At 68.5% G+C, this 24,459-nt stretch carries 19 protein-coding genes and 3 pseudogenes; 13 read left to right on the top strand and 9 right to left on the bottom strand.

Features of this window, described 5'->3' with window-relative positions; all coding sequences use genetic code 11:
* The first annotated feature begins 261 nt into the window (after positions 1-261).
* On the top strand, positions 262-870 hold the full coding sequence (locus tag ACZ4YY_RS31780; RefSeq protein ID WP_468298292.1) for a GH32 C-terminal domain-containing protein: 609 nt from the start codon (positions 262-264) through the stop codon (positions 868-870).
* Here the strand turns inward: ACZ4YY_RS31780 and ACZ4YY_RS31775 are convergent.
* Positions 771-3,560, bottom strand: coding sequence for a GH32 C-terminal domain-containing protein (locus ACZ4YY_RS31775; RefSeq protein WP_468298209.1), 2,790 nt, complete (start codon positions 3,558-3,560; stop codon positions 771-773). The two genes, ACZ4YY_RS31780 and ACZ4YY_RS31775, sit on opposite strands and share 100 nt — an antisense overlap.
* 213 nt (positions 3,561-3,773) lie before the next feature.
* Complete coding sequence (locus ACZ4YY_RS31770) at positions 3,774-6,707, bottom strand: glycoside hydrolase family 32 protein (protein WP_468298207.1); 2,934 nt, start codon at positions 6,705-6,707, stop codon at positions 3,774-3,776.
* A 265-nt stretch (positions 6,708-6,972) separates the two neighbouring features.
* Here ACZ4YY_RS31770 and ACZ4YY_RS31765 point away from each other — a divergent pair, with 265 nt between their 5' ends.
* The 6 genes from ACZ4YY_RS31765 to ACZ4YY_RS31740 all read left to right on the top strand — a co-directional run bounded on the left by ACZ4YY_RS31765 (position 6,973) and on the right by ACZ4YY_RS31740 (position 14,102).
* Positions 6,973-8,007, top strand: a complete 1,035-nt coding sequence (locus ACZ4YY_RS31765) for a LacI family DNA-binding transcriptional regulator (RefSeq protein ID WP_468298206.1) — start codon at positions 6,973-6,975, stop codon at positions 8,005-8,007.
* A gap of 147 nt (positions 8,008-8,154) precedes the next feature.
* Entirely contained in the window at positions 8,155-9,459 is a 1,305-nt protein-coding gene (locus ACZ4YY_RS31760) for an ABC transporter substrate-binding protein (protein WP_468298204.1), read from the top strand.
* Between the two features lie 86 nt (positions 9,460-9,545).
* The gene (locus tag ACZ4YY_RS31755) at positions 9,546-10,472 is read left to right on the top strand and encodes a carbohydrate ABC transporter permease (RefSeq protein WP_468298202.1); all 927 of its coding nucleotides are present in this window, start codon (positions 9,546-9,548) and stop codon (positions 10,470-10,472) included.
* A gap of 2 nt (positions 10,473-10,474) precedes the next feature.
* Entirely contained in the window at positions 10,475-11,347 is an 873-nt protein-coding gene (locus tag ACZ4YY_RS31750; protein ID WP_468298200.1) for a carbohydrate ABC transporter permease, read from the top strand.
* A 115-nt stretch (positions 11,348-11,462) separates the two neighbouring features.
* On the top strand, positions 11,463-12,887 hold the full coding sequence (locus ACZ4YY_RS31745) for a glycoside hydrolase family 32 protein (RefSeq protein WP_468298198.1): 1,425 nt from the start codon (positions 11,463-11,465) through the stop codon (positions 12,885-12,887).
* A 159-nt stretch (positions 12,888-13,046) separates the two neighbouring features.
* A complete protein-coding gene (locus ACZ4YY_RS31740; protein WP_468298196.1) occupies positions 13,047-14,102 on the top strand; it encodes a carbohydrate kinase family protein in 1,056 nt (351 codons plus the stop codon).
* A gap of 390 nt (positions 14,103-14,492) precedes the next feature.
* Here the strand turns inward: ACZ4YY_RS31740 and ACZ4YY_RS31735 are convergent.
* A pseudogene (locus tag ACZ4YY_RS31735) lies at positions 14,493-14,654 on the bottom strand (helix-turn-helix domain-containing protein); the annotation flags it as partial.
* Between the two features lie 520 nt (positions 14,655-15,174).
* On the opposite strand from ACZ4YY_RS31735, the gene ACZ4YY_RS31730 reads away from it, so the two are divergent.
* The 5 genes from ACZ4YY_RS31730 (at position 15,175) to ACZ4YY_RS31710 (ending at position 17,896) form a co-directional block, all read left to right on the top strand.
* A complete protein-coding gene (locus ACZ4YY_RS31730) occupies positions 15,175-15,588 on the top strand; it encodes a lipocalin-like domain-containing protein (protein WP_468298194.1) in 414 nt (137 codons plus the stop codon).
* Entirely contained in the window at positions 15,585-16,547 is a 963-nt protein-coding gene (locus tag ACZ4YY_RS31725; RefSeq protein WP_468298192.1) for an acyltransferase domain-containing protein, read from the top strand. The genes ACZ4YY_RS31730 and ACZ4YY_RS31725 overlap by 4 nt, the downstream gene beginning before the upstream one ends.
* 175 nt (positions 16,548-16,722) lie before the next feature.
* Positions 16,723-16,881 carry a hypothetical protein gene (locus tag ACZ4YY_RS31720; protein ID WP_468298190.1) on the top strand — a complete coding sequence of 53 codons (159 nt, stop codon included), beginning with the start codon at positions 16,723-16,725 and terminating at the stop codon, positions 16,879-16,881.
* Positions 16,882-16,995: 114 nt separating this feature from the next.
* Positions 16,996-17,562 carry a hypothetical protein gene (locus tag ACZ4YY_RS31715; protein WP_468298188.1) on the top strand — a complete coding sequence of 189 codons (567 nt, stop codon included), beginning with the start codon at positions 16,996-16,998 and terminating at the stop codon, positions 17,560-17,562.
* A gap of 34 nt (positions 17,563-17,596) precedes the next feature.
* Positions 17,597-17,896: a DUF6381 family protein gene (locus ACZ4YY_RS31710; protein WP_468298187.1), complete on the top strand. Its 300-nt coding sequence runs from the start codon at positions 17,597-17,599 to the stop codon at positions 17,894-17,896.
* Positions 17,897-18,431: 535 nt separating this feature from the next.
* On the opposite strand, the gene ACZ4YY_RS31705 is transcribed toward ACZ4YY_RS31710, so the two are convergent.
* The 4 genes and pseudogenes from ACZ4YY_RS31705 to ACZ4YY_RS31690 form a co-directional block, all read right to left on the bottom strand.
* Positions 18,432-19,457 (bottom strand): S66 peptidase family protein, encoded by a 1,026-nt coding sequence (locus tag ACZ4YY_RS31705; RefSeq protein WP_468298185.1) that lies wholly within the window; start codon positions 19,455-19,457, stop codon positions 18,432-18,434.
* A 779-nt stretch (positions 19,458-20,236) separates the two neighbouring features.
* Positions 20,237-21,271 carry a hypothetical protein gene (locus tag ACZ4YY_RS31700; protein ID WP_468298184.1) on the bottom strand — a complete coding sequence of 345 codons (1,035 nt, stop codon included), beginning with the start codon at positions 21,269-21,271 and terminating at the stop codon, positions 20,237-20,239.
* Positions 21,272-21,621: 350 nt separating this feature from the next.
* Entirely contained in the window at positions 21,622-22,203 is a 582-nt protein-coding gene (locus ACZ4YY_RS31695) for an HdeD family acid-resistance protein (RefSeq protein ID WP_468298182.1), read from the bottom strand.
* Between the two features lie 52 nt (positions 22,204-22,255).
* Positions 22,256-22,442 (bottom strand): annotated as a pseudogene (locus tag ACZ4YY_RS31690) (PRC-barrel domain-containing protein); the annotation flags it as partial.
* 104 nt (positions 22,443-22,546) lie between these two features.
* Here ACZ4YY_RS31690 and ACZ4YY_RS31685 point away from each other — a divergent pair.
* Positions 22,547-22,723: a hypothetical protein gene (locus ACZ4YY_RS31685; protein WP_468298180.1), complete on the top strand. Its 177-nt coding sequence runs from the start codon at positions 22,547-22,549 to the stop codon at positions 22,721-22,723.
* Between the two features lie 45 nt (positions 22,724-22,768).
* Here ACZ4YY_RS31685 and ACZ4YY_RS31680 read toward each other — a convergent pair whose 3' ends face one another.
* On the bottom strand, positions 22,769-23,758 hold the full coding sequence (locus ACZ4YY_RS31680; RefSeq protein ID WP_468298178.1) for a magnesium and cobalt transport protein CorA: 990 nt from the start codon (positions 23,756-23,758) through the stop codon (positions 22,769-22,771).
* Between the two features lie 566 nt (positions 23,759-24,324).
* A pseudogene (locus ACZ4YY_RS31675) lies at positions 24,325-24,459 on the bottom strand (IS5/IS1182 family transposase); the annotation flags it as partial.

The raw sequence follows: 24,459 nt of genomic DNA, 5'->3' as shown, positions 1-24,459 counted from the left end.
GCGCAAAAAGTGCGCGGGCACGGAGACTCTGGTGCAGTCCATGCCCGCGCTCGTGTGGCTTGTTCAGGGGGTGGCTACGAGAGCGTAGTCGTACGCCTGCCATTGGGCGCTCTGGGCGGTGTAGCGGAGTTTCGTCTTGGTGGAGGAGCCGTCAAGCACGGCGCGGACGGCGCACTGGTCCAGCGACCGGCCCGCGAGTTGTTCGCCTTCCGCGGCGAACGACGGATCGCCGCGACGGGAAAGGCGAGCGCCGAACAGCCGGTGAACCTCGGCGAGGTGTCCCGGGCCACCGACCTGACCGAGCCCCTGGAGCGCGGCGGCCGTCTGCGGCTGCTCACCTCACCGGACGACACCGAGTACCTCGACATCGTCCACCACCTGGTCACCGGCGAAATGGTCGTCGACCGCGACCACGCCTCCCTCGATCACCGCGCGAAGGGCGGCAGCTGGCGCCTTCCGCCCGAGGGGCCCAACGCGACCCTGCGGATTCTGCTCTACCACCCGGTCGCGGAGATCTTCACCGCCTCCGGCCGCACCCTGCGTGTCTCCCCCGCCGGTGACGTCCCTTGGCGCGTCCAGTTGGGAGCCACAGGGGTGGCCTCCGCTGCCTTCACGGTCGGAGCATGGGATCTGACACCGCCGGAACCGCTTTTTGGCGAGCCGACGACCCGAGCGGCGGGAGTATCGGATAGCCAGCACTCATCGACCCGGTCGGCACGACTGGCATGCCGACCGGGTCGATGGTGCCGGCGGGCGGGGACGGCGCTGAGTCAGTCGGTCAGGTTACCCATCTTCCAAACTGTCATGGACTTGACGACACTGCCGTCGCCGAAGAGCCGCAGGCCGAGAGAGTCCTGCCGGAAGGGGTAGGCGCGGGTGGTGATGGACTTGTGCGCGTTCGCGTACGCCTCGATCATCGAGCGGTCCAGGAACACATCCAGTGACAACTCTCCGTCGGAGAGCGTCAACGGACCCTTCTGGATGCCCGGGTTGGCGTCGACGCTGGAGTTGTTTCCGGATCGTGTTCGGTCGACGCCCAGATGTCCGGCTGGGGCGTCGTACAACAGACGGGTCTTCTCTTCGCCCCCGGGGCTGCGCAGCACATCGAGTCCGAAGGTGTCGGCGCTGCCCCGCTCCAGAGTCAGCTTGATGTGGAGCATGTCCCCCTTGATGTCTGCCAGGCGCGCGTTGGCGTCGGCGACGGAGGTCGGTTGGTTGATGTTCAGTAGTGGTTCACCTACATGGAGCCGGGAGACCTCCTCGACAGGACTGACTCCCAGGTCTCCGTCAGGTCGCATGGACAGTTGGACGGGGAGTCCGGCGTTGTGGGCCCAGCCGGCGTCGTAGTGGGCGCGCTCCGTGCGCCGGTCCTGCGCGATGCTGAAGACGAGGGAGCGCCCCTTGTCGTCGACCGTGCCACTGGGCCCGGTGAAGTGATCGCCGTAGTCGAGCAGCCTGGGCTCGGTGGTGTCGGGTGTCCATCGGCGGGCCTGGGCGTCCCAGGTGCCGACCCAGTAGTAGGTGTACTTGCTGCTGTACTCGGCGGGGCCGTCGGGGAAGGACGGGTTGACGAGCAGCGCCCGTCGCTGGCGTCCCTGGTCGTCCTTGCCGATGGGGAGGAAGGTGGGGAGCTCCCAGACCTGGCCGGTCTTGGGGTGGGCCGCCACGTCACCGACCATCAGAGGCCCCGAGTAGGTCCAGTCGGTGAGGTTCTTGGAGGTGTAGAGGAGCGCCGTCCCGCCGACGCTTCGGCCTGAGGTGGTCTGGACTCCCGAGCCGACCAACTGGAACCAGGTGTCGCCTTCCTTCCACACGTCCTGGTCGCGGAAGTCTCCGAAGCGGACCTTTCGTCCAGCACCGACGTCCAGATCGGCGGTTTGGCTGGTCACCAGGGTCGGGTGCATCTTCCACTCGGCCAGGTCCGGGTCGCCGGGGTCGACGGGGCGGGCGAGTCCGGTCGCCTGATTGGGGCGCTGGGAATCGTTGCCGGCCGTGAACAGCAGGACCGGGACGCCGTTCTCGTCGAGGGTCGCGTCGCCGGACCAGACGCCGTCCGGTGCCACGCTCCCCGCGGTGGGAGCCAGGGCGACGGGCAGGTCACGCCAGTGCACCAGATCCTCGCTGACCGCGTGCCCCCAGCCGATGTTGTGCCAGTAGGGACCGTGGGAGTTGTGCTGGTAGAAGAGGTGGTACTTGCCGTTGACCTGGATGGGGGCGTGGGGCTCGTTCATCCAGTGGTTGGGGGCCGAGAAGTGGTAGCCCGGGCGGTAGCGGTCGCCGTCGTAGCGTGAGCGGTCCATGGCCATACGGGCCTCGGGGATGCTGCCGCCGGCGAATGTCCGCACGTCGTGCTCGTGGCCGGCCCGCACGGATCCGGAGGTGAGCGCGCCCGTGTGGACCTTCACCTCGTCGACCAGGCCGTTGAACATGTTCACGGCAAAGGTGCCGTTGATGATGGCGGGCTGGTTGTGGCGGCCGATGAGCAGGGGAACGTCGGCCTTGGCCAGGCGGGCCGTGGTGGGGATGACCGTCCGGGCGACCTGCTCGCCGTTCAGGTAGAGGCTGATGGTGCCCTCGCGCGGAGCGAAGACCGCCGCGATGTGCGCCCACTTGCCCGCGGCGAGAGCTGCCGCCTGGGGGACCGCCGTCTCGTACCAGGCGTCACCGGTGCCGATGCCGAACTGCCACACACCGTGCCGGCCGACGCCGAGCGAGAATCCTCGGCGTGCTGCCTTGTCCTGCTGGTTGACGACGGCCGAGGGCTTGCCTTCGTCGCCCCATTCGAAGGCGCGTGGTGCGACCCAGGCGCCGACGGTCATGCCGTCCGTGGGGAGTTGGGTCTGTGATGCGGCGCGGGTGACCCAGGTGGAGTAGCCGTCGAAGAGAAGGGCGCCGGAGAGAACGCCGTCCTCTGGCCGCTTGGTACGCCACAGCGGGTCGCTGTTCGGCTTGTGGACCGCGTTGTTGAAGACGTAGCTGATGGGATCCGCGCTCCGGCTGATCCGCTCCGTGGTCGCGGTGCCCTGGCCCTCGGCGAAGTCCCAGTAGGCGGCGAGCCCCTCGAGGCCCGGGTCCGGAGCCTCGTCCAGACCGACTCTCACGTCGTCCAGGTTGATGTGTCCCCAGCCGCCGGTGGCCCGGTCGACCGCCGTGATGCGTAACTGCTCGCCCAGGTGCTCTCGCGCGTCCCAGGTGACGCGGCGGTACGCCTCGTCGTCGGTGCCGGTGGCCTTGTGCAGGACGGTGCCGTCCAGGGTCGTCAGAGCCACGTACAGCTGGTCGTCGTTACGGCCGCCGGAAACCAGGACACTGACCATTCCCGTGCCGGTCAGGGTGAACGGCTCGGAGGTGACGGTGCCTATGGGGGCATCACCGCCGCCCGCGAATCCCCAGAGGTGATAGGTGCCCTGCTGGTTGAAGCAGCAGCCCCATCCCCAGCCCGGCTGGTTGGTGACGGATCCGTCGAAGGCGCCTCCTGTGGTGCTCCAGCCGCTCAGGTCGCCCGTCTCGAAGCCGGGGTTGGACAGGGTGCTCTCGCTGGCGCCGGCCTGTCCCGACATGAGGGGCGTTGTCATGCCGAGACAAGCCACAAGGACGAGCAGTGTGCGTAGCAGGCTGCCCGGGGGCCCTGTCCTGGATGTCGCTGATGAACGCGTGCGCATGCATACCTCCGGTGATGTGGTGAGGTGTGTTGAGCAGGCTGATCGGTGCGTTCTCCTGGTCGCGGGCCCACGACAGGGCCCCGGGAGCGTGGAACGTGGGTGGGCAGGTGGTCAGGAGCGCTGGACGGGCACGTTGACGTCGTCGACGTTGATGTGGCCCCAGCCGCCGGTCGCCTTGTCGACGACCTCGACGTAGACCCGTTCGCCGATGTGCTCGGACAGGTCGAAGACGACACGGCGGTACTGTTCGGCACCACGCCCGGTTTCCTTGGCCAGCACCTTGCCGTCGTCTGCGCGGACGACAGCCGCGTAGAGCCGGTCGAGGTCGTTGCCGCCGGACACGAGCAGGTCGACCACGCCGTCTCCGCCGAGGACGACGGTGGCGGAGCGGAGCACACCTGTGGCGTCGTCGCCGCCCGCGTCCGGGTTGAAGCCCCACAGGTGGTGGCCGGTCGGGTCGTCCGCCGTCTCGGCCTGGTAGAAGGGTCCGCCCCAGCCCCAGTCGGTACGGGTGGTCACGTTGGAGGCGCCGAAAGTGGTGCCCGATACGACGGTCCATCCGGTGAGGTCGCCGGTGGCGAAGTCGTGGTTGGGGAGGGCGCCGACGTTCGTCGGGCGCGGCGGGTCGTATGCGGCGGGGGCGACGGGCGTGTCGTAGGCGCCGTTCATGCGCCAGACGTCCAGGGAGACGACCCGGGCGGAGCCGCCCTCGCTGGTCAGCCGCAGGCCGGTGGCGTCCTTCCGGGTCGGGTAGACGCGGCTGGTGATGCTGTTGGTGCCGTTGACGTACGCCTCCAGCATCGAACGGTCGATCAGGACCCTCAACCGCAGCTGCCCGCCGACGAGTTCGACCCTGCCGCCGTGGACGCCCTTGCGCACGTCCGGGTCGAGACTGGAGCGGCCGCGGTCGATGGAGAAGCGGTGCTTGCTCGTGTCATAGGAGAGCAGAGTCCGCTCACTGCCGTCGGCGCTCGCCCGGACGGCCAGGGTGACGGTCGTGGCGTCGCGGGGCTCGATGACGGCCTCGATGTCCAGCATGTCGCCAAAGACGCCGACGAGTTCGCGGTCAGCCTCCACCACTGAGACCTGGCGGATCTTGACCAGTCGCCGGCCCCGCAGTCCGGCCGCCTCTTCGATGGGCTCGACTCCGAGGGTTCCGTCCTGGCGCAGCGACACGCTGACCGGCATGCCGGCGTTGTGCGCCCAGCCGGACTGGGCGTGCTGCTGTTCGCTGCGGCGGTCCTGGGTGATGCTGAAGAGCACCGAGCGGCCGTCGGGGGTGACGAAGCCGGACGGGCCGGTGAAGTGCTCGCCGAAGTCGAACTCTCGGGGCTTGTCGTGGTCGGGCACGAAGCGGAACGCGCGCTTGTCGAAGGTGCCGATCCAGTAGTAGGTGTGCCTGACGGCGTTGGGGTTGAACGCCTCCCACCAGGGGCTGACCAGCAGGATGTGTTTGCCGGTGCGCTTGCCCTTCGGACCGGGGAGCGGGAGGAGCACCGGCAGCTCCCAGACCTCTCCGGGCTCGGGGACGTCAGTGAGGTCGTTCCAGTGCAACGGGCCCCGGTAGGTCCAGGGCCCCTCGGGCCTGCGCGCGGTGTAGACGAGCGCGGTTCCGCCGTGCTTCTTGGTGACCTGGCTGCCGTTGTAGTCGACGATGCCGCTGCCGACCAGCTGGTACCAGACGCCGTCCTCCTCCCAGACGAACGGGTCGCGGAAGTTCTCCGCCCATGCGGTGCCGGGGCCGGCGGGGAGGCCGGCCGGGGCTTCGGTGACCGGCTCGGACTTCATGTTCCAGGTGGGCAGGTCCGTGTCGTGGTCGGTCTTGTACGCGGAGACGGCCATCCCGGTGCGCTGACGGTAGGGCAGCCGGTCGTCGCCGCCGGTGAAGAAGAGCACCGGCCCCCGGTCGCCGTCGACGTACGCCGAACCCGACCAGATCCCGTCCGGCCCGACCGAGTCCCCTGCCGGGGCGAGGGCTATGGGCATGTCCCGCCAGTGCACCATGTCGGTGCTGACGGCGTGTCCCCAGTGGATCTGGCCCCAGAACGGGCCGAGCGGATCGTGCTGGTAGAAGATGTGGTACTTGCCCTTGAAGTAGACGGGCGCGTGCGGCTCGTTCATCCAGTGCCAGGGCGGCAGCATGTGGAACTGGGGGCGGTGCCGGTCGCCGTCGAAGCGGGACCGGTTCAGCGTCAGGTCCGGGCGGGGCACGCGGCCACCCGGCAGCGCGGCGACCTTATCGGCGTGCTCCTTCTGGGCGGTGGTGTCGTCCAGGGTGCCGGGGCGGATGACGAGGCTGTCCATCAGGCCCATGTACATGTTGGCGTGGAACTCGCCGTTCAGCAGCGTGGGCCGGTTGTGCCGGCCGATCAACAGCTGCTCTTCAGGGGCCAGTTGGGGGGCCTTTTCGGGAGTGGTGGCGGTGCCGATGAGGCGGCCGTCACGGTAGAGGCGCAGCTGGTGTGCGGCCGGGTCGTAGCTGGCGGCGACGTGTGTCCATCGGCCCTTGATGGCCGGCTGGTCCGGTGCTCCCTTGACCTCGATCAGGTCGGTGCCGAAGCCGAGTTGAAAGACGATCTGCCCGAAGCGGCGCAGACCGAGCAGGAACCCGGTCTTCGCGTCCGGGTTGTGCTGGTTGACCAGGGCCTGGGGCTTGCCGTCGATGCCGTGCTCGTACGCGTAGGGGGCGATCCACGCGTCGATGGCCAGGCCCTGTGCGGGGTCCAGCTTGCCGGGGCCCTTGGCGGTGACGACGGTGGAGTAGCCGTCGAAGTACAGCGCCCGGCCGCGCACTCCACGCCGCCGGACGGGGTCGGTGTCCGGCTTGTAGCGGGCGTCTGCGAAGACGTAGTCGATGGGGTCGGCGGAGCCCGAGACCGCCTCGCGGGCGACCGTGCCGCCGCGCTCGTCGAAGTCCCAGCGGGCGGTGGGGCTTTGGGGTCCGCGTCGGCTCTCTGCGGCGGCGGAAGCGGAAGCGAACGAGAGCGGTACGACGGCCCCGCCGATGGCGGCGGACACGACGGTGAGGGCTGTTCTTCTCCTCATGGGCGGGCTCCTGGGTGGTGCGCGGCAGGTCTGACGCACTGCCAAATCGGTTTAAGCGAGATGGCTCGGCATCGTTCGCGCTCCGCCCCTGCTAATGCAAGAGCTAATGCATACCGTTTTACCCTGGGGACACAAGAGAGACGGACAAATATGCATATATCTCACCCGTTTCTCATTCGAGATGTCTGCGGTGTTGACATCCGGCCACGGGCGCATCAATCTCTTCGCAACTTGCTAATCCGATTTAACAACGGAGCCGAGCAGCGTGTCTGAACGTCGTGTGACCATGGCCGATGTCGCCCGTAAGGCGGGCGTCTCGCCGACGACCGCGTCGTTCGCCCTGTCCGGTCGCACCGACATGCGCATCTCCGATGCCTCCCGCCAGAAGGTGCTGGACGCCGCGAAGGAGCTGGGCTACCGCCCCAACGTCACCGCGCGCAGCCTGCGGACGAAGTCGACGCAGACCATCGGGTTCGTGTCGGACCGGATCACCACGACGCCCTTCGCGGGCGAGGTGATCCGCGGCGCGATGGAGGCCGCCCGGGAGCGGGACAACCTGCTGTTCATCACGGAGGCGGGCGGCGATCGCGAGGCTGAGTCGTCGCTGGTCCACGCGCTGCTGGACCGCCAGGTCGACGCGGTGATCTACGCCTCCATGTTCACCCGGTACGTCACTCCGCCCAAAGAGCTCTTCGGGCGCCGGGTGGTCCTGCTGAACTGCCTGGCCCCCGGCTTCGACGCGCCGTCGGTCGTCCCGGACGAGCTGGAGGCGGGCCGGGATGCGGCCCGTGCCCTGCTCGCGGCCGGTCACCGCGAGGACATCTGGGCGATCGGTGGGCACCAGGCCGTTCCGGCCACGCCCGAGGGGATCATCGCCGGCAACGAGCGCATGCGCGGTCTGGAGGAGGTTCTGCGGGAGGGCGGCGCGCGCCTGGACGGTGTCATCGAGTGCGACTGGGACACGCCGGACGGCTACCGGGAGGTCTCCGCGCTGCTCGCGGCGGGCCACCGTCCCCGGGCGCTGGTGTGCCTGGCCGATCGGGTGTCTCTCGGCGCCTACCAGGCGCTCGGCGAGGCAGGTCTGTCCGTGCCCGGCGACGTGTCGGTGGTCTCCTTCGACGACCAGGACATCGCGTCCGTACTGCGCCCGGCGCTCACCACGTTGAAGCTGCCGCACTACCGATTGGGTCGGCTCGCCGTGGAGCTGATTCTCCGCAGGGGGCCGCTCGAAGCAGTCGTCCACCGTGTGCCCATGCCGCTGCGGGAACGCGCCTCCATCGGCGCCCCCGCCGGGAGCTGACACCGGGCACCAGAAGACGGTTGTCCCGCCGCCAGAAGTACTGACCCTCCGGGCGGCGGGACGACCACCAAGAACAGCGACCGTCGCAACCGGTCGCCAAGGCGGGTCCGGCAAGACCCGTCTCAGTGAGATGGAGGAACCCTCGTGGTGTTCAGAACCAGGCGCCTCGCAGTAGCGAGTGTAGCCGTCACGGCGGCGACCGCGCTGGTCGCCGGATGCGCGACCGGGAGCGGCGGCAGCAACACGTCCGGAGCCGACGGCGACACGCTGACCCTGTGGACGCACAACGCCGGCAACTCGGCCGAACTCGACCTCGTCAACAAGATCATCAAGGACTTCAACAGCTCCCAGGGCAAGTACAAGGTCAAGCTGCAGGCGTTCCCGCAGGGCGACTACAACAAGTCCGTGGTGGGCGCCGCATCCGCCCGCAAGCTGCCCTGCCTGCTCGACGTGGACGGCCCGAACGTGCCGAACTGGGCCTGGGGCGGCTATCTCGCCCCGATCGACGTCTCCGGCAGCGAGGTCCCGCTGGACGACCAGCTGCCCAGCACCGTCGGCCGCTACAAGGACAAGGTCTACGCGTTCGGCCACTACGACGTCTCCCTCACCTTCTTCGCCCGCAAGTCGGTGCTGAACAAGTACGGCATCCGCATCCCGACCATCGACAAGCCCTGGACGAAGGACGAGTTCGACTCCGCGCTCGCCAAGCTGAAGAAGAGCGGCAGGTTCGAGTACCCGCTGGAGATGGGCACCGGCCAGATCGGCGAGTGGTACCCGTACGCGTACTCACCCCAACTGCAGAGCTTCGGCGGCGACCTGATCGACCGCGACGGCTACAAGACCGCCTCGGGCACCCTCGACGGCAAGAACGCCGTGGACTGGGCCACCTGGTTCCGCTCGCTGGTGAGCAAGGGCTACCTGTCGAAGAAGTCCGGGGCCGACCCGAACAAGGACTTTTTGACCGGCAAGAGCGCCCTCCACTGGGACGGCAGCTGGAACGCCGCCAAGAACGCCGAGAAGCTCGGCGACGACCTGGCGATCATCCCGCCCGTCGACTTCGGCGACGGGCCCAAGATCGGCGGGGCCTCCTGGCAGTGGGGCATGAGCTCCACCTGCTCCAACAAGGCCGGCGCCGAGGCATGGCTGAAGTTCTCCCGCCAGACCAAGTACTTCGTCGACTACGCCAAGGTCACCGGGACCATCCCGGCCACCGAAGCCGCCGTGAAGCAGGTGGACGGCTACCAGCCGGGCGGGGAGTTCAACGTGTTCGTCCAGTTCGCACGGAAGTTCGCGGTGGTGCGCCCGGTCACCCCGGCGTACCCGTACATCGCCACCGAGTTCGAGAAGGCGACCCAGGACATCCTGGCCGGGGCCGACCCCAAGGACGCTCTCGGCCAGGCCGTGAAGGACATCGACAACGACCTGAAGTCGAACAACGACTACGCCGGCTGACCCGCTCCGGTCCGGTTCGGGCCCCGACCGCGCCTTCCCCGCACGCCCGAACCGGACCGGTACCCCCTGGAGCTACCGTGACCACCATGATCGCAGCCCTCGCCCGGCTGCGCACGGTCCGGCGAACCCGAACGACCAACGCCCGTCGCCGTGAGAGCCTCACCGCCCTCGGCATGGCCACTCCGGCCGTGGTGCTGCTGATCGTCTTCGTCGTCGTACCGCTCGCCCTCACCTTCGCCCTGGCCTTCACCGACGCGCGGCTCATCTCGCCCACCCCGGCCCGCTTCGTGGGCCTCGACAACTTCACCCGGCTCCTCGACGACCCGGTCTTCTTCAAGTCCCTGCGCAACACGGCGTACTTCACCGCCGTCGTCGTCCCGCTCCAGGCCGGGCTCGCCCTGGTGCTGGCGCTGCTGGTGAACGCGAAGGTGCGGGGCGTCAACTTCTTCCGCACCGTCTACTTCCTGCCGGTCGTCACCTCGATGGTGGTCGTGTCCCTGCTGTGGACCTTCCTCTACCGGGGGGACGGTCTGGTGAACCACGTCATCTCGGCGCTCACCCTCGGCCATGTCGAGGGCCGGGACTGGCTGGGCGACCCGGCCACCGCCATGCCCGCCGTCATCCTGATGTCGGTGTGGCAGGGCGTCGGCTTCCACATGGTCATCTGGCTGGCCGGGCTGCAGACCATCCCCGCCGAGCTGTACGAGGCCGCCGACCTCGACGGAGCCACCCGCTGGCACCGCTTCCGCCATGTCACCTGGCCCGGCCTGCGCGCCACCCGCACGTTCGTGCTGGTCACCATCACCCTCCAGGCGTTCGGCCTCTTCACCCAGATCAACGTGATGACCAAGGGCGGCCCCCTCGACTCCACCACCACTGTCGTCTACCAGGCAGTGCGCACCGGCTACGAGCAGCAGCAGACCGCGTACGCGGCGGCCCTCTCGCTGGTCTTCTTCGTGCTCGTCCTGACCGTGTCCCTCGTCCAGCGTTTCCTGACCCGGGAGAAGGACTGATCGTGCCCTCCTTCCTCAAGCACCTCGGCGGTCACGCCGGCCGCGTCGTCCTGGCCCTGGTCTTCGTGCTTCCCCTGCTCTTCATGGTGGTCTCGTCGTTCAAGCCGGACGACCAGATATTCGGCGACATGGGCTCCCTGCGCGCCTTCCTGCCGGTCGGCGCCCTGTCACTCGGCAACTACACCGGCGTGTTCGAGCGGGTTCCGGCGGCGCAGTTCCTGCTGAACTCCGTGCTGATCTCGTCCGTCACCGTGCTGCTCGGCATCCTCGTCAACAGCATGGCCGCCTTCGCCCTGTCCCGGATGCGGATGCCCGGCCGCAAGGCCCTGCTGACCGCCGTCATCGCGACCCTCATCGTGCCGTTCGAGACCTTCGCCGTCCCGTTGGTGTGGTGGATCAACCAACTGCCGCTGCTCCGCGTCAACGGCTTCCACCTGGAGTTCACCACCGGCTGGATGGACACCTACCAGGTGCAGATCCTGCCGTTCGTCGCCAACGCCTTCTCGGTCTTCTTCTTCCACCAGTACTTCCAGAGCATCCCCAAGGAGATCGACGAGGCGGCGATCGTGGACGGCGCCGGCTGGTTCACCATCTACCGCCGGATCGTCATGCCGCTGTCCGGCCCGGCCATCGCCACCGTCGCCATCCTCACCTTCCTCCCCGCCTGGAACTCCTACCTCTGGCCGCTCATGGTCGTGCAGAGCGAGGAACTGCGGCCGGTGATGGTGGGCATCTCCTACTTCTTCCAGCTGAAAGTGAGCTGGGGCGAGATCATGGCGTACTCCTCCATGATCACCGTGCCGATCCTCGCCCTGTTCGTGGCGTTCCAGCGGTCGTTCGTGAACAGCATCGCGTCGACGGGCGTGAAGGGCTGAGCCCGCACGCCCGCGCCACGCGCCGCTTCTCCACTTCTCCTCTTCCCCTGTGCTTCGCGCACCCCGAGAAAGGCCCCGTGTGTCCACGCCGCCTGCTGACCCCCACCTTCCGGCCGTGCATCTGCGCCCCCCGCGCAACTGGATCAACGACCCCAACGGGCTGGTCTTCCACGACGGGCACTACCACGTCTTCTTCCAGTACAACCCGTACGGCCCGCGGCATTCGAACGTGCACTGGGGCCACTACCGCAGCCCTGACCTGGTCAACTGGGAGCCTCTCCCGGTGGCCCTCACCCCCACTCCCGGCGGCTACGACGCCGACGGCTGCTTCTCCGGAAACGCCGTCTCCGACGACGGCCGCATGGTGGCCTTCTACTCCGCCCACCGCACCGATCGCTGGTGGCAGCCGGTGACCACCGCCGAGTCGTACGACGGCGGAATCACCTGGGTCAAGCGCCCGGAGCTGCTCATCCCCGAGCCGCCCGCAGACACCACCATGTACCGGGACCCCTACGTCTGGCAGCAGGATGGCCGCTGGCGGATGCTGGTCGGCTCGGCCCTCGCCGACAACCGCGCCGCGGCGCAGCTGTACGAGTCCGACGACCTGGAGCACTGGGAGTACCGCGGCCCCTTCCACGCCAGCGACGCCGCGGCCGGCTCCGGCCCGGTCGGATGGGAGTGCCCCCAGTACGCTACCTTCGGCGACAGCGGCGTCCTGATCATCAGCGACTGGACCCCGCAGGGCGGCCCCAGCCACACGACCGTCCACACCGGCCGCGAGCAGGACGGACGCTTCACGGCGACCGCGGCACCGGTGCCGCTGGATCACGGCCCCGACTTCTACGCCCCCGCCCTGCTGAAGACCCCCGGGGAGGACCGCTGGCTGCTGTGGGGCTGGGCGTGGGAGGCCCGCGACGACGCCTGGGCGCATGAAGCAGGCTGGGCAGGCACCCTCACCCTCCCTCGCGAGGTGACCCTCACCGCCGACGGAACGGTCGTCCAACGCCCCGCTCGCGAACTGCTCGCGTTGCGCGGCGAACGCGTACTGCACCGCACCGGGCACCTCACACAGTCCGGGACGGCCGAACTGGGCCAGATCAGCCGCACCTTCGACCTCACCGCCGTCCTGACCCCGGACACCACCGGCACCAGCGGTCTGCGCCTGGTCACCGCCGCGGACGACACCGAGTACCTCGACATCAGCCTCGATCCCACCACCGGCCAGCTCACCGTGGACCGCAGCCACGCGTCACTGGACGCGAGGGCACGAGGAGGCTCGTACGCCGTCCCGTGCCCAACGGCGATGGCCGGCACCCCCGTGGAGCTACGCGTGATCGTGGACCGTTCGATCGCCGAGGTCCATCTCGGCGACGGCCAGGTCCTCACCCTCAGGTTCTATCCACTCGCTGACGGACCCTGGCGGCTGCAGGCCCGCACGGCAGGCACCGGCCGCAGCGACTTCACCGTCGAGGCATGGAACCTGACCCCGGGCGGAATCCGTCAGGAACCCCTGCTGGCGAGCCAAGGGCAGGACGCGTAACACGCGCTGCCTGCCCTTACCTGCCTCAAAACGCCGTCCTCACTCCGAGCGGGTGAGGACGGCACCGTCGTAGACCTACCCGTTGACCTCGACGTACCTGCCGGACCCACGCACGGGAGCGGCAGCCCGCGACCTCCCTCAGAAAGGCAGACAGTCACCATGACCCGACACAGGTCCCCCAGCAGTGTCACCGTCCTTGGCGAGTGCGTCGCCGACACCTTCGCCGACCCTGACCGGTCCGGCCTCGGCGAACTCGCGCTGCGCGCCCTGCCCGGTGGTGGCCCGGCCAACACCGCCGTCGCCCTTGCCAGGCTCGGCACCCCCACCCGCTTCCTCGGACGGTTCTCCAACGACGTCTTCGGCACCCTCTTCCGGGACCGACTCAGCGCCTCCGGCGTCGACCTGACCGGCAGCGTGAGCGCCCCCGAGCCCAGCACTCTCGCCGTCACCGACCTCGACGAGACCGGCCAGGCCACCTACACCTTCTACGCCGACAGCGCCGCCGACTGGCAGTGGACCGCCGACGAACTCGCCGCCACCCAGCAGGACGACGCGGTCTGCCTGCACACCGGATCCCTGGCCCTGGTACGCCAGCCCGGCGCCGGCCACATCGAGGAGCACCTCGCCACTGCCCGCGAGCACGTCACCGTATCCGTCGACCCCAACGTCCGCCCCCTGCTCGTACCGCCCTCGGCCTACCAAGAGCGGCTTCCTCGCTGGTGCGCCCTCGCCGACATCCTCCGCCTCAGCGAGGACGACCTCGCGCTGCTCCTCCCCGGTGCCGGCCTTGAAGAGGCTTGCGACACCTGGCACGCCGCCGGCGCACGACTCGTCGTCATCACCCTCGGCGGACGCGGCGCACTCGCTTCCCTCGACGGCCACCGCGTCACCGTCCCGACCCCGGCCATCGACATCGTCGACACCGTCGGCGCCGGAGACTCCTTCAATGCCGGCCTGCTGCACCGCCTCGCCGCCCTCGGGCACCTCGGCGGGCGACTCGACCGGCTGAGCCTCGAAGAGGTCGCCGACGCCTGCTCGTTCGCCGCCCACGTCGCCGCCTTGACCTGCTCCGTCCCCGGCGCGAACCCGCCCAGGGCAGAACACCTGGCAACCTCGTTCCTCTGCGGGGAACGCCGCTTCGCCAAGTCGGCGTCCACGTCCACGCTCGTGACCCAGTCATCACCGAACCGCGCACACGCGAGGGCAGTGCCGTAGCAGCCGCCGATGGTGACCAACGTGGTCGAGCCGTCGGCGACCGACCATCGCGTGGTGGTACATACGAACTCCACCGGCCCACGCCGAGGGGTCCCGCCTGGCCATCGGTGCCGTCGGCAAGGTCGCCTACTACGCGACGCCGCGTCCCCCGGTCAGCTGGCCGCACCAGGTCGGGGTGGTGCCCCGGCCCTCGGACTGCTTCCAAGACCGCGCCACCGCGCACCAGCTGCGCCAGGCGCTGGCCGATGGCGGCAGCGCAGTGCTGGTCGGCATGGGCGGCGTCGGCAAGACCCAGCTCGCAGCCCACCTCTATCGGCGCCCTGCCGCTGGCAGTCGCGAGGGACATGGGCTGCCCGGTCGCCTATCTGCCCGGACTCACGATGCGGGGATGACGGCTGTGGTGGGGGCGTGAGCGGTGCCGACGGATATGCCGAAGTCGGCTGCGATCTGTGCGAGGGTGTCGTTCCTGCGCAGGTACACCAGGCCGGCGAGGGCACGCTGGTGCGGCGGGAGCTTGCAGCGGCGGCCACCCTCGCGGATGACGATGAGCATGGTGACCCACTCGACCAGGGCATGGGGCAGGTCGAGTGCGGCAGGATAGGGACCAACGAGGCTACTCTGCCGGTGAGTTGAGACGTCGCACCTCCCTCAACGGCACGGGAGCCTCGTGCGTTGCGGACGCCGACGGCGTCACCCGATCAGTGGCCCCGCTGAAAAGCTCACTGATCGCCTCCGATAGCTACCACCCTGAAATCGTTCATCTAGTAGTGGATCCCTGCTACGCTTGCGCCCTCTGCTGAGTTCTTCTGTTGCTTTCTGGGTGAATTCGTTCGACAGATCGGCCCGGCGGACCGCAGCACCGCACGCAGCGGAGATTGTCTCGTTTCTGCAGCCTTCTGCAGCGCCAATGCCTGCACAGACGCCAGGCAGGCGGACGACTGACCCCACTCGAGATCCCGGCAAAGGCGCCGACCACCACACCTTCGGGGCGTAGACGGACAGTGTCCGATCGCGAGGGTGGAACTCCCATGCTGACATGTCGGGCTTACTGCGAAGAAAGGGGAAAGCAGCCATGGATACGCTGACCAAGATTGAGGTCGATAGCGTCATCGGTGCGTGGCAACTGAAGTCGTTCACGGCGACCGATGTCCACGGGGCCATTGCTCATCCGTTGGGGACCGATGTCCAGGGCATGCTCATCTACACGCCGGATGGTCACGTTTCGGCCCAACTCGCCGGCCAGGAGGGCTACATCGGCTATGCCGGTACCTACCAGTGGCTCGGTGACATGGTGATTCACCGTTCGATGGTCGGCAGTCCCGCCGAGTTCAGCGGCGCTGAACTGCCCCGCACGGCTCGCCTGGAGTTAGGCCGTCTCAGCCTCGCCACGCTTCCCGCCGACGGCTACCCGGTCCTTACCGCGACCTGGCAGCGCGCCACCCCGGCGCCCGTCCTTCCGAGTGCGGGAAACGGTGACAGACGATGATGCCGCACCCGTCCGATATGCCGCGCGGTGGCGTGGTCTTCCTGTTTCCGGGACAGGGCCTCTCCCCCTGCGGCGCCCTGGCAAGCCTGTACGACGACGACCTCGGAGTGCCTCCCGCGGCCCGGAAAGAGACCGACCGGATCCTTGATGAGGTCGACGAGGTGGCATCGACGCACGGATACGGACCGGTTCGTGACGTGCTGCTGGCCGACCGTTGCCCCCAGGATGCGCCGCCGCTTCCCTACGGCACCTCGCAGTTGGCCCATTTCGCGGCCTCCGTCGCTACGGCCCACGCCCTCGCCGCCACGGGAATTACCCCAGACCTGATCGTGGGCCACAGCCTCGGTGAATTCTCGGCCTTCGTGACCGCCGGAGCGTTCACTGTCGCAGAAGGAGCTCACCTCGTATGCGCATTGAATGACGCCTACCGACCCGTCATCGGCGAGGGCGCCATGGTCCTGATCCTGGCCGAGGCGGGGCGCACCCAGGCCATGCTCGCCGACATCGGCCGCGAAGACCTGGCGATAGCCTGTGTCAACTCTCCGAAGGAGACGATCGTCAGCGGCCCCCGAGCCGCTATAGCCGCCCTTCGCACCCTGGGTGACACTCGTCGGCTGTTCGAACTTGACGTCCCCTACGCGGCCCACCACCCCAGCCTCCAGGACATCCACGGCCGCTTCCTCGACAACGCCAAGGGCCTACGCCAGCGACCGCTGAGCGTCGCGGTGCACTCTCCCGTCCAGCGCCGCCCCTGCAGCGACGCTGACGACTTCCTCCTTGCCCTCGCCGATCTCATCACCAAACCCGTGTACTTCGCCGAGACCGTGAGCCGCTTGGCGCCGGTTGGCCAACGGCTGTTCATCGAGCTCGGAGCAGGTGACACCCTCAGCCGCTGCGTGCGCGCAACTCTGCGCGGCGCCCGCACCGTCGTCCCCCTTGCCCGTCCGAAGAAGAGGTAGACCCAGGCCGGGAGAGGCTTCGATGGCTGTGTCGGTTTCTGAGGGAGTCGTTTCGGCGTGACTTCGGGAATCGTTCTGTGGCGAGCTTCAAGATCAGTGAGCTTCTTCGAGATGGCCGCCGATCAGGTGATGGTTCACAGACGGGACCCTCCAGCGGATTCTCACCCGGTTCTCCGTGAAGATCACCCTTGAGGGCGCGAGCGAGGAGTTCACCGAGAAGGTGCTCGCGCTCGCCGCGCAGCAGGGCGCGGAGGTGACGGTCGCCACCGTCAGACCGGACATCTCTCCCGGGTTTCCACGGACAGTGCGCCTCTCCGGGCCTCCTCCCGTCTAGACCGGGGAGAATCTGGCCAGACATCTACACAGATCGGGTGACGCGGCGGCACGCTGTGTCTCGGCTCGGATAACCGTGCCATACCCGAGGTGATAAAACGGACAAGTTGGCCAGGTGCCCTGGGCCGCGATCACACCGGTGGTCCGCGTCATCCGCGTGCTGGAACGCATGGTCCCCGACGGCGAGCTCCTCCTCAGCACCGCCCACCACGAATTCCGCTCCCGCCACGGACACGCAGGCGCACTGAGACAGGACACCCTGACCTTGCGCATCGAGTCCTTCGTGAATTGGGTGAACCGAGAGGCCGAGACGCAGGGCCTCCCCGGCGAGACCATCCCCGACGACCCTCACGGCGCGATCAGACTGAACCGGTTCAGAAGATCTCTGGCCTGGCATATCGCGCGGCGCCCCGGAGGACTGATCGCGCTCGCCATCCAGTACGGCCACATGCGCACCGTCCTCGACGCCCGCACCTCCAGCAGCTACGGCGCCCGCGGCCGCCAAGGCATCCACGCCATCCTCGACGTCGAGACGGCCCTCGCCGCCGCCGACACCGCAGCCCGGCTGCGCGACCGAGTCGCCGCCGGAGAACGTCTCAGGACCCGCCGCCCGCCGGGCCCTGACCGCCGCCGCTCACACCCCTCGCTTCGAGGGCCGCAGCGTCCCCCGCACGTTCGCTAGGAAAGCCAGCACCTTCCTCGCCCGCGACGGCATCGTGCTCTATGACAACCCCGACGCGTTCCTGATCTGCGCCTTCAAGCAGGACAACGCGCTCTGCGAACCCGAACCCGGCGCTACCGCCCCACGGCAGTACGACTACCGACCCGGCTGCGGCAACACCGTCCGCACCGACACCCACGCCCGACAACTCCGCGAACGCGCCGACGAACTCGACCAGCTCGCCGCCCACTCCCCCGGACCGGTCGGCAAACGCCTGCGCGCCAACGCCAACCGCCTCCGCGAGACGGCCGACACCCACGACACCACCGCACAGCCCGCAAAGGCCCTCACATGAACCAACAGCACCAAGACGAGCGCACCCGCATCCGCAAAGCCATGGACCGGCTCATGAGCGGACAGGCCACCGCCTCCAACGGCAGCCTCACCATCGTTGCCCTCGCCGCCGAGGCTGACGTCCACCGCATGGCCCTCATGAAACGGCACGCCGATCTGAAGAACGAGTTCTATGAACGCGTCCGCAACGAGACCCCGCAGACTCCGGAACCCGGGAGACGACTTCGGGAAACCGTCACCAGACTCAAGAAGACCATCGCGAACAAGAACGACGAGATTGAGAGGCTCCGACAGCAGGTGACCCGACTTGCTCTTGCCGGCGCGGTTCTCACCCAACAGCGGGCGCAACAACAGCCACGGCACCCAACAACGTCGTCCCCCTCCGTCCTCCCACCCCCTGACATGGCTAGGGCAGCGCGTACTTGGGGGTGGCGGCGAGGTGAAGTGGCCCCACCCTGCGTCTTGCGGCGGGGCAGTGGATGTGGCGCGCGGAGGTTGGATGCTGCCGAAGCCGTCGGGTCGCTGATCCGCGTTGCTCAGACGCCCGGTTGGCCGGTCAACGTGAGCGGGCGTACCGCCGGTTCGAGCAGCGACAACGTCCGCTGCTGCGCGTCGAGAGCAACACGGATCCCGACGGGCATCGGCAGATTCGGGCCCGCGTGGCCGAACTCGACGTTGCCCAGGACCGGGATGTCACGGTCGCCGAGGACGTCGAGGACGATCTCGCGCAGGGTCGGGGACGCGTCGGGCGAGTCGAGTCCGTCGATCCCGTCCGGGATGCCCACGACCATGCCGGAGATCCGATCGAGGATGCCGGCGTGCCGCAGTACCTGCAGATAGCTCCACACATACGCTGCCAGGCCTCCCGCCTCCTCCCAGAACAGCACCGCGCCGTCGAACCCTTCGAGCGGCAGTGCGTAGGACGTCGCCTGGTTCAGCACGATGCGGTTGATCACTCCGCCGATCAGCCGGCCTTCGGTGCGACCGGCACGCCAGCACTCCCACGTCGGGGTGGCCGGCAGCGCGCCGATCGGCTCGGTACCGGTCAGAAGCGTCGAGTAGAGCTCCTCGAGTTTCGCCCTGCGCGCCGCAGTCGTGCGCTGCCAGTGTCCGCCGAGTCCAGGGGTGGCCAGGTCGGTATGGAAGCCGACCAGACCCGTGCGCGCGTAGAGCACCAGATGCAGCAGCGAGATGTCGCTGAAGCCGAGGATCGGCTTTGGATCGGCAGTGATCGCCTCGAAGTCGATCAGATCGAGGTATCCGAGCGCCGTCTGGCCGCCGTCATGCGCGATGATCGCGCGCACCTCGGGATCCCGCAGAAGAGCGTTGAGCTCTTCGGCGATCTCCACCGGCCGAGCCGCGCTCCACCAACGGTGCCGCCCTGCTTCGAGGAGCGGTGCCCGACGCACACGGAATCCCATCCGCTCGAGCACGACCACCGCCTGCTCGAGGTCGGGCTCGTACACGGCATGGAGCGGCCCGGACAGCGATGCGATAACGACGAGATCTCCGGGCCTCAGGGCACGAGGTCGAAGCGGTTCAGGCAGAGCAGTAAGGGTCACCGAGGGAGTATCCCGACTCCCTCAGCACCACGCGACACATTTGCCGACCGACCGCCGGGCCCGCACGCCTTGCCTACATGCCCCGGTCCTGGGCCCAGAGCAAGCTGCCCTCCGGTGCTCAAACCGGGACGGCCCCGGCCTGTTCCCGGACATCAAGCAGGTCTGAACGGAAGAACCTGACAGGAATGCCACGAACTGCGAGCAGGCCGTACGGGCCAACCTGATCGCCACCGCCCGCCGCCACGGCGGGCCCACGGTCGCACTGGTCATCCCTCCACCGGCCTCCGTGTGCGTCGAACGCCACGTCGTGCCCTGGAAGCCCACGCCGGACCTGGTGGCGCAGCTGTTCCAGCAGCTGCCCGATTTCCGGCCGTGACCCGCCCGCGAGGCAAGAAGCCACTGTTCGAGCCGAGCTTGGTCCCAGCTCCCGGCTCTCCTCGACTGGCGAGACAGCCAGCACTTCGACCGCCGGCAGGACCGCCCCTGCGTGCTGTGCGACAGGCCCACGCCGATACGCTCCCACTCGGGGGAGCCCGTTCACAAGGCGTGCGCTGAGGACTGGATCGCCACGGCCCGAAGGCCCGGCCGCTTACCGAGGCCCAGAAGCGCCGAAACCGCGAGCTGCTGGACATCGCCCAGCGCAAGCCCCGCCGGACCGCGGCGTAGGGGGCGTCCTCCGTCATGCCTTCCACACCGTGCTCGTGGCCGCATTCATGAGCATGCCCCGCTGCTGCTTGACCCCGGCGTTCGGCGCACAGGACCGATCAAGAGTGGTCCTGTCATGCGATGCTGCGTGCCTTGGCGATGGCGATGAGTGTGCCGCGCCGGCGGTGGCGCCTTTCGTAGTCCAGCACCTGCCGGGCTTCGGCGGGGGTGGCAGTCTGAAGCCGGGCGGTGATCTGGTCGGAAATCATGGCGTCGTACCCTGGCCACGGTTCGCTGCCGCGTAGCCGCTCGATGGCTTTCAGGATCTCCGGCCGGCCGGCGTGGGCGCGCTCGTAGCCGTCGAGCGCGGACAGTTGCGCCTGGGAGAGCCTGGGCAGGCGCTGGATGATGTCGGCGACGTTGAAGTGCTCGTACCACAGGATCGGCGGCTCCTCTTCCCTGGCGTCCTCGTCGTCCTCTGGCATGTGGCGGAGCGCGCCTTTGGTGGTGCGCGCAGCCTGCCGCGCACCACCCTCGGCGGCTTTTCGGACCCGTTTGACGGCAGAGCGCATGGAGCTTGTGGCGGCATCCGGCGGTTGGTCGTCACCGGGTTGCGTACGGTAGCCGCTGCCGGTGGCCGTCGTGGCCCGGGCCTGCAGGGCGAGGCTGTCCTCGAGCGTCGCGAGCAGTTCCTCGTCCTGGCGACGCAGCGTGGCGAGCAGGTCGGCGGCGACCTGGTCATGCGCCTGTTCGGCGATGCTCTCCCCGGCCCGGCAGGCCGCCAAGGCCCGGGCGGTGACCGAATATTCGTTCTCGGTGTGTCTCAGTATCTGGCGCGGGCTGGGCCCGTTGCGATGATGCAGCAGGGCGGTCATGATCGCCGTACCGATCTTGAGTGGCAGCCCAGCCGTCCGAACAGTTGCCCGGGCGTTGAAGCGGACCCGGTCGGCCGTGTCCCGCAGCGCGCGGCGGGGGCGAAGTTCACGCATGTGTCCGTCGATGCGGGCGACGCAGTCGTACGTGTGGTCGATATGGCGTTCCAGAATCTCCCGTCGAGGGCCTGCGGCGTGGACGGCGATATCGGCCCGGAGACGGTCGATGAGCGCAGTGTGGGCATCACGGGCGTCCTCAAGCGTGGGGACAAGCGCATCTGTCGTCACCGCTGTCATGGCGTGCCCTACCTTCGGCATAGAACTGGTCAGGTCGGTGTATCCAGCGGGGGTCCGATTATGGGGTGTGGTGGAGACCGCTTGAGGCCCCGGAGGTTCGCCGCTCAACAACCGGGCCCAGCCAGGCGCCTGCTGCCTGGGCGGAACCGCGAGCTAATCGAGTACCCCCCGCACCTGTGGATGATTGCCGGAAGCCGCTGTGGGGGTGTGCAGGGTGCGGACGGTCGCGGAAGCCTGCGGCTGGGGCAAAGGGCGACTCATGAGCCGGGGACGGGCATCAGGAACAACCCACGGTAGGGCGTGGGTCGCGCAGATGTCGCGACGCGGGGCAGGAATGGTGGCGCGGCGTTTCAGGCGGGTCGCGTGCGCCGTGATGCCGTCCGGGAGACGGCAGAGCCGTACAGCCGCCAGGCGGTGAAGGCCGCCATGGCCCCGACGATGAGCGCGTAAGTGCCTGTGACCCGGCTGATGGCGATCGCGGTAGCGTCCGAAAGGGCCAAGAGCAGGATCCCTGTGATAACCGAGGCGGACCCGGTCGTCAACGATGCCGGGAGCAGCACCGCTTCGTGGCGCCGTGCACGATGCTGTTCTCCGGCCGCCCAGAGTTCGGCGATGCCGGTGGTCACACACCACGCTCCGGCCAGGACGCCCATCGCGGGCGCGGTGATGCCCGGCCAGCCCGAGCTGATCAGCCCCGCTGTGATGCCCAAGGCGCCTTCGACCGCGTATGCCGGGCAACGACCCCGCCTGATCTTCTGGCGCAGGGCGCTGACCAGGAGGGTGAGGCCGTCGACGAGTGCGAAGAGTCCGAAGAGCAACGCCAGTGCCGTCACGGTCACCGCGGGCCAGGCCAAGGCCAGCGTCGCGAAGGTCAGCGCCGCCCCACCCCGCAGAGCAAGCATCCACAGCACGTGCTCACGCAATTCGGTCACTCCTTTTCCGTCAGGACAACAACTCTTCCGGTGATGCCTGCAGCACTGCTGATACGGACGCGTCCTTGATCGGCACGAACGACTCACTGGTGCCGAACAGGCCCGTCTTGACACTCACCCACTCCGGGCGGCCGGTGGCGTCGTCGAGAAAACACGTGCTTGGCGTCACCGACCTTGTTGCCCTCGAAGTCGTACACGGGATGGTCCAGCACCGTCGGGATCTGCTCTTGGGTGATCATTGCCCGCCCCGGAAAGCAAGTCACCGGTCCCTACGCCGACTTTCTGCGGCACACCGCACGCGCCATCGATCTCTACAGCCAGGCCCGGTTCGCCGGAGCCGGTCATGACGAAACTGCCGACCAGGCGCTGCACGAGGTCGTCCAAGATCTGCGCCGCTCACTCGACGAACTGCACCGGAGGCTGCCAGGGGCGGTCGGGGACGATTCCCGAGGCGCTGGCGACACACGGCACACTCCTGGTCCAGGCCCGTCGCCTGGCCGATCAGCTCGCCCAGAGCTGACTCGAGGCCGCGGCAAGCTCGCGTGTCCGGCCCCGGCCGCAGGGTTCACAGCCAGCCGTTGCGGCGAAAGGTCCGGTGCAACAGCACGGCCGCGCCGGCCATGACGGCGATGGCGAGCGGGTATCCGTACATCCAGCTCAGTTCCGGCATGTGGGCGAAGTTCATGCCGTAGATCCCGGCGACGAGGGTCGGGGTGGCCAGGATGGCGGCCCAGGCGGAGATGCGGCGCATGTCGTCGTTCTGCCAGGTCCCCACCCGCGCGAGGTGGGCGTCGAGAGCGGAGTTGAGCAGCTCGTCGAGCGAGCGGACCTCGGTGTCGGTGCGATGCAGGTGATCGGCGACGTCACGGAAGTACGGCAGCACCTCCTCAGGCCATCCGGCATGGGGGCCGGCGAAGTCCTGCACCACCGGGACCAACGGCTGGACGGCGTCGCGAAATTCCAGGACCTCGCGTTTGAGGGAGTAGATCTCCTCGGTGAGGTCCTCGCGCTCCGGGGAGAACACGCGCCGCTCCAGCGCGGTCAGATCGGCACGGACCTGGACGGCAGCCTCGGTGTAGGAGTCGACCACCGTGTCCAGGACGGCGTGCAGCACGGCGACGGGCCCGAACCGCACCATTGTCGGGTCCTCACCGAGCCGCCGGGCCGCCTCGACGGTGTGATCGGCCGGGCCATGACGGACGGTCAGGGCGAACCGTGGACCGGTGAAGACCATCACCTCGCCGGTCTCCACCTCGCAGCCGTCCTTGACGTACCACAGCGTCTTCAGCGCCACCGCCAGCACGTCGCCGTACCGCTCCCGCTTGGGGCGTTGGTGCGCCTCGCCGGCGTCCTCGACCGCCAGCGGATGCAACCCGAGAGGGACCGCCAGTTCTTCCAGTTCACCCGGGCCGGGATCATCCAGATGCACCCAACAGAACTCGCGTTCCGCCACCCGCTTCACACTGTCCAGCACCGCCGCACGGCCACCGTCAACCTGACGGCAGTCCACCTGCTCCTGCTCGCCCGATGACTCACCGTAGATGACACACCTCATGCTTCACGCCTGCACCGCCGCGGCGATTGCATGCCTGCCGCCCTCCGACGGGCAGCCGCCGGACATGTCACCTACACGTGACGGTCACGCTTCCTTCACGCCGCAGCCTGTGCCTGCACATCTCCCACGTCATGCGCGAGGCAGGCGTCACCTGCCCCTCGTCCCACATCCAGGCCCCGGGCACGAAGACCTCCGGCAAGTCCGGGCAGGGAAGGATCACGGCGCGGCATAACCCGTCCCGGCCGCCGACTCGCAGGCTGCGTGTTCCGGCGCCGCCGGATCCGTACGCACTGGCCCGGCTTTGGGGCAGATCCCTCCGAACGACGGCTTCACGGTGCTGCGGGAGGTTTCCCAGCGCACCGACATCAAGCTGTCCGCCGTCGCAGAAGAGATCCTCCAGCATGCCCAGGGAGCGGCATTGCCCGATGTTCTACTCGGTGAGGTGCACGCGGCGCTCGCCCACCGCAGGGCCGGGCCCGCAACAGCTGCCGTAACCCGCGGCTACCGCAGCTGCTGTTGCAAGGAACGGAGTCCGCCACCTGTCGAGCGGCTTTGGCTAAGAGGTCCTAACAAAGGCGTTGGACGTGGCGGTGGGTGATCAGACAGGTGGCGAGGCCGAGGAACGCTTCGTGGATGTCGTCGCGTCTCTCCCAGCGGATGCGCAGTCGGCGGAAGCCGTGCAGCCAGGCGATCGTCCGCTC

It is taken from the genome of Streptomyces sp. NPDC030143 (assembly GCF_055573695.1).
Note: the sequence above shows the minus strand (reverse complement) of the source record. Positions and strands in the feature narration are given on the sequence as shown.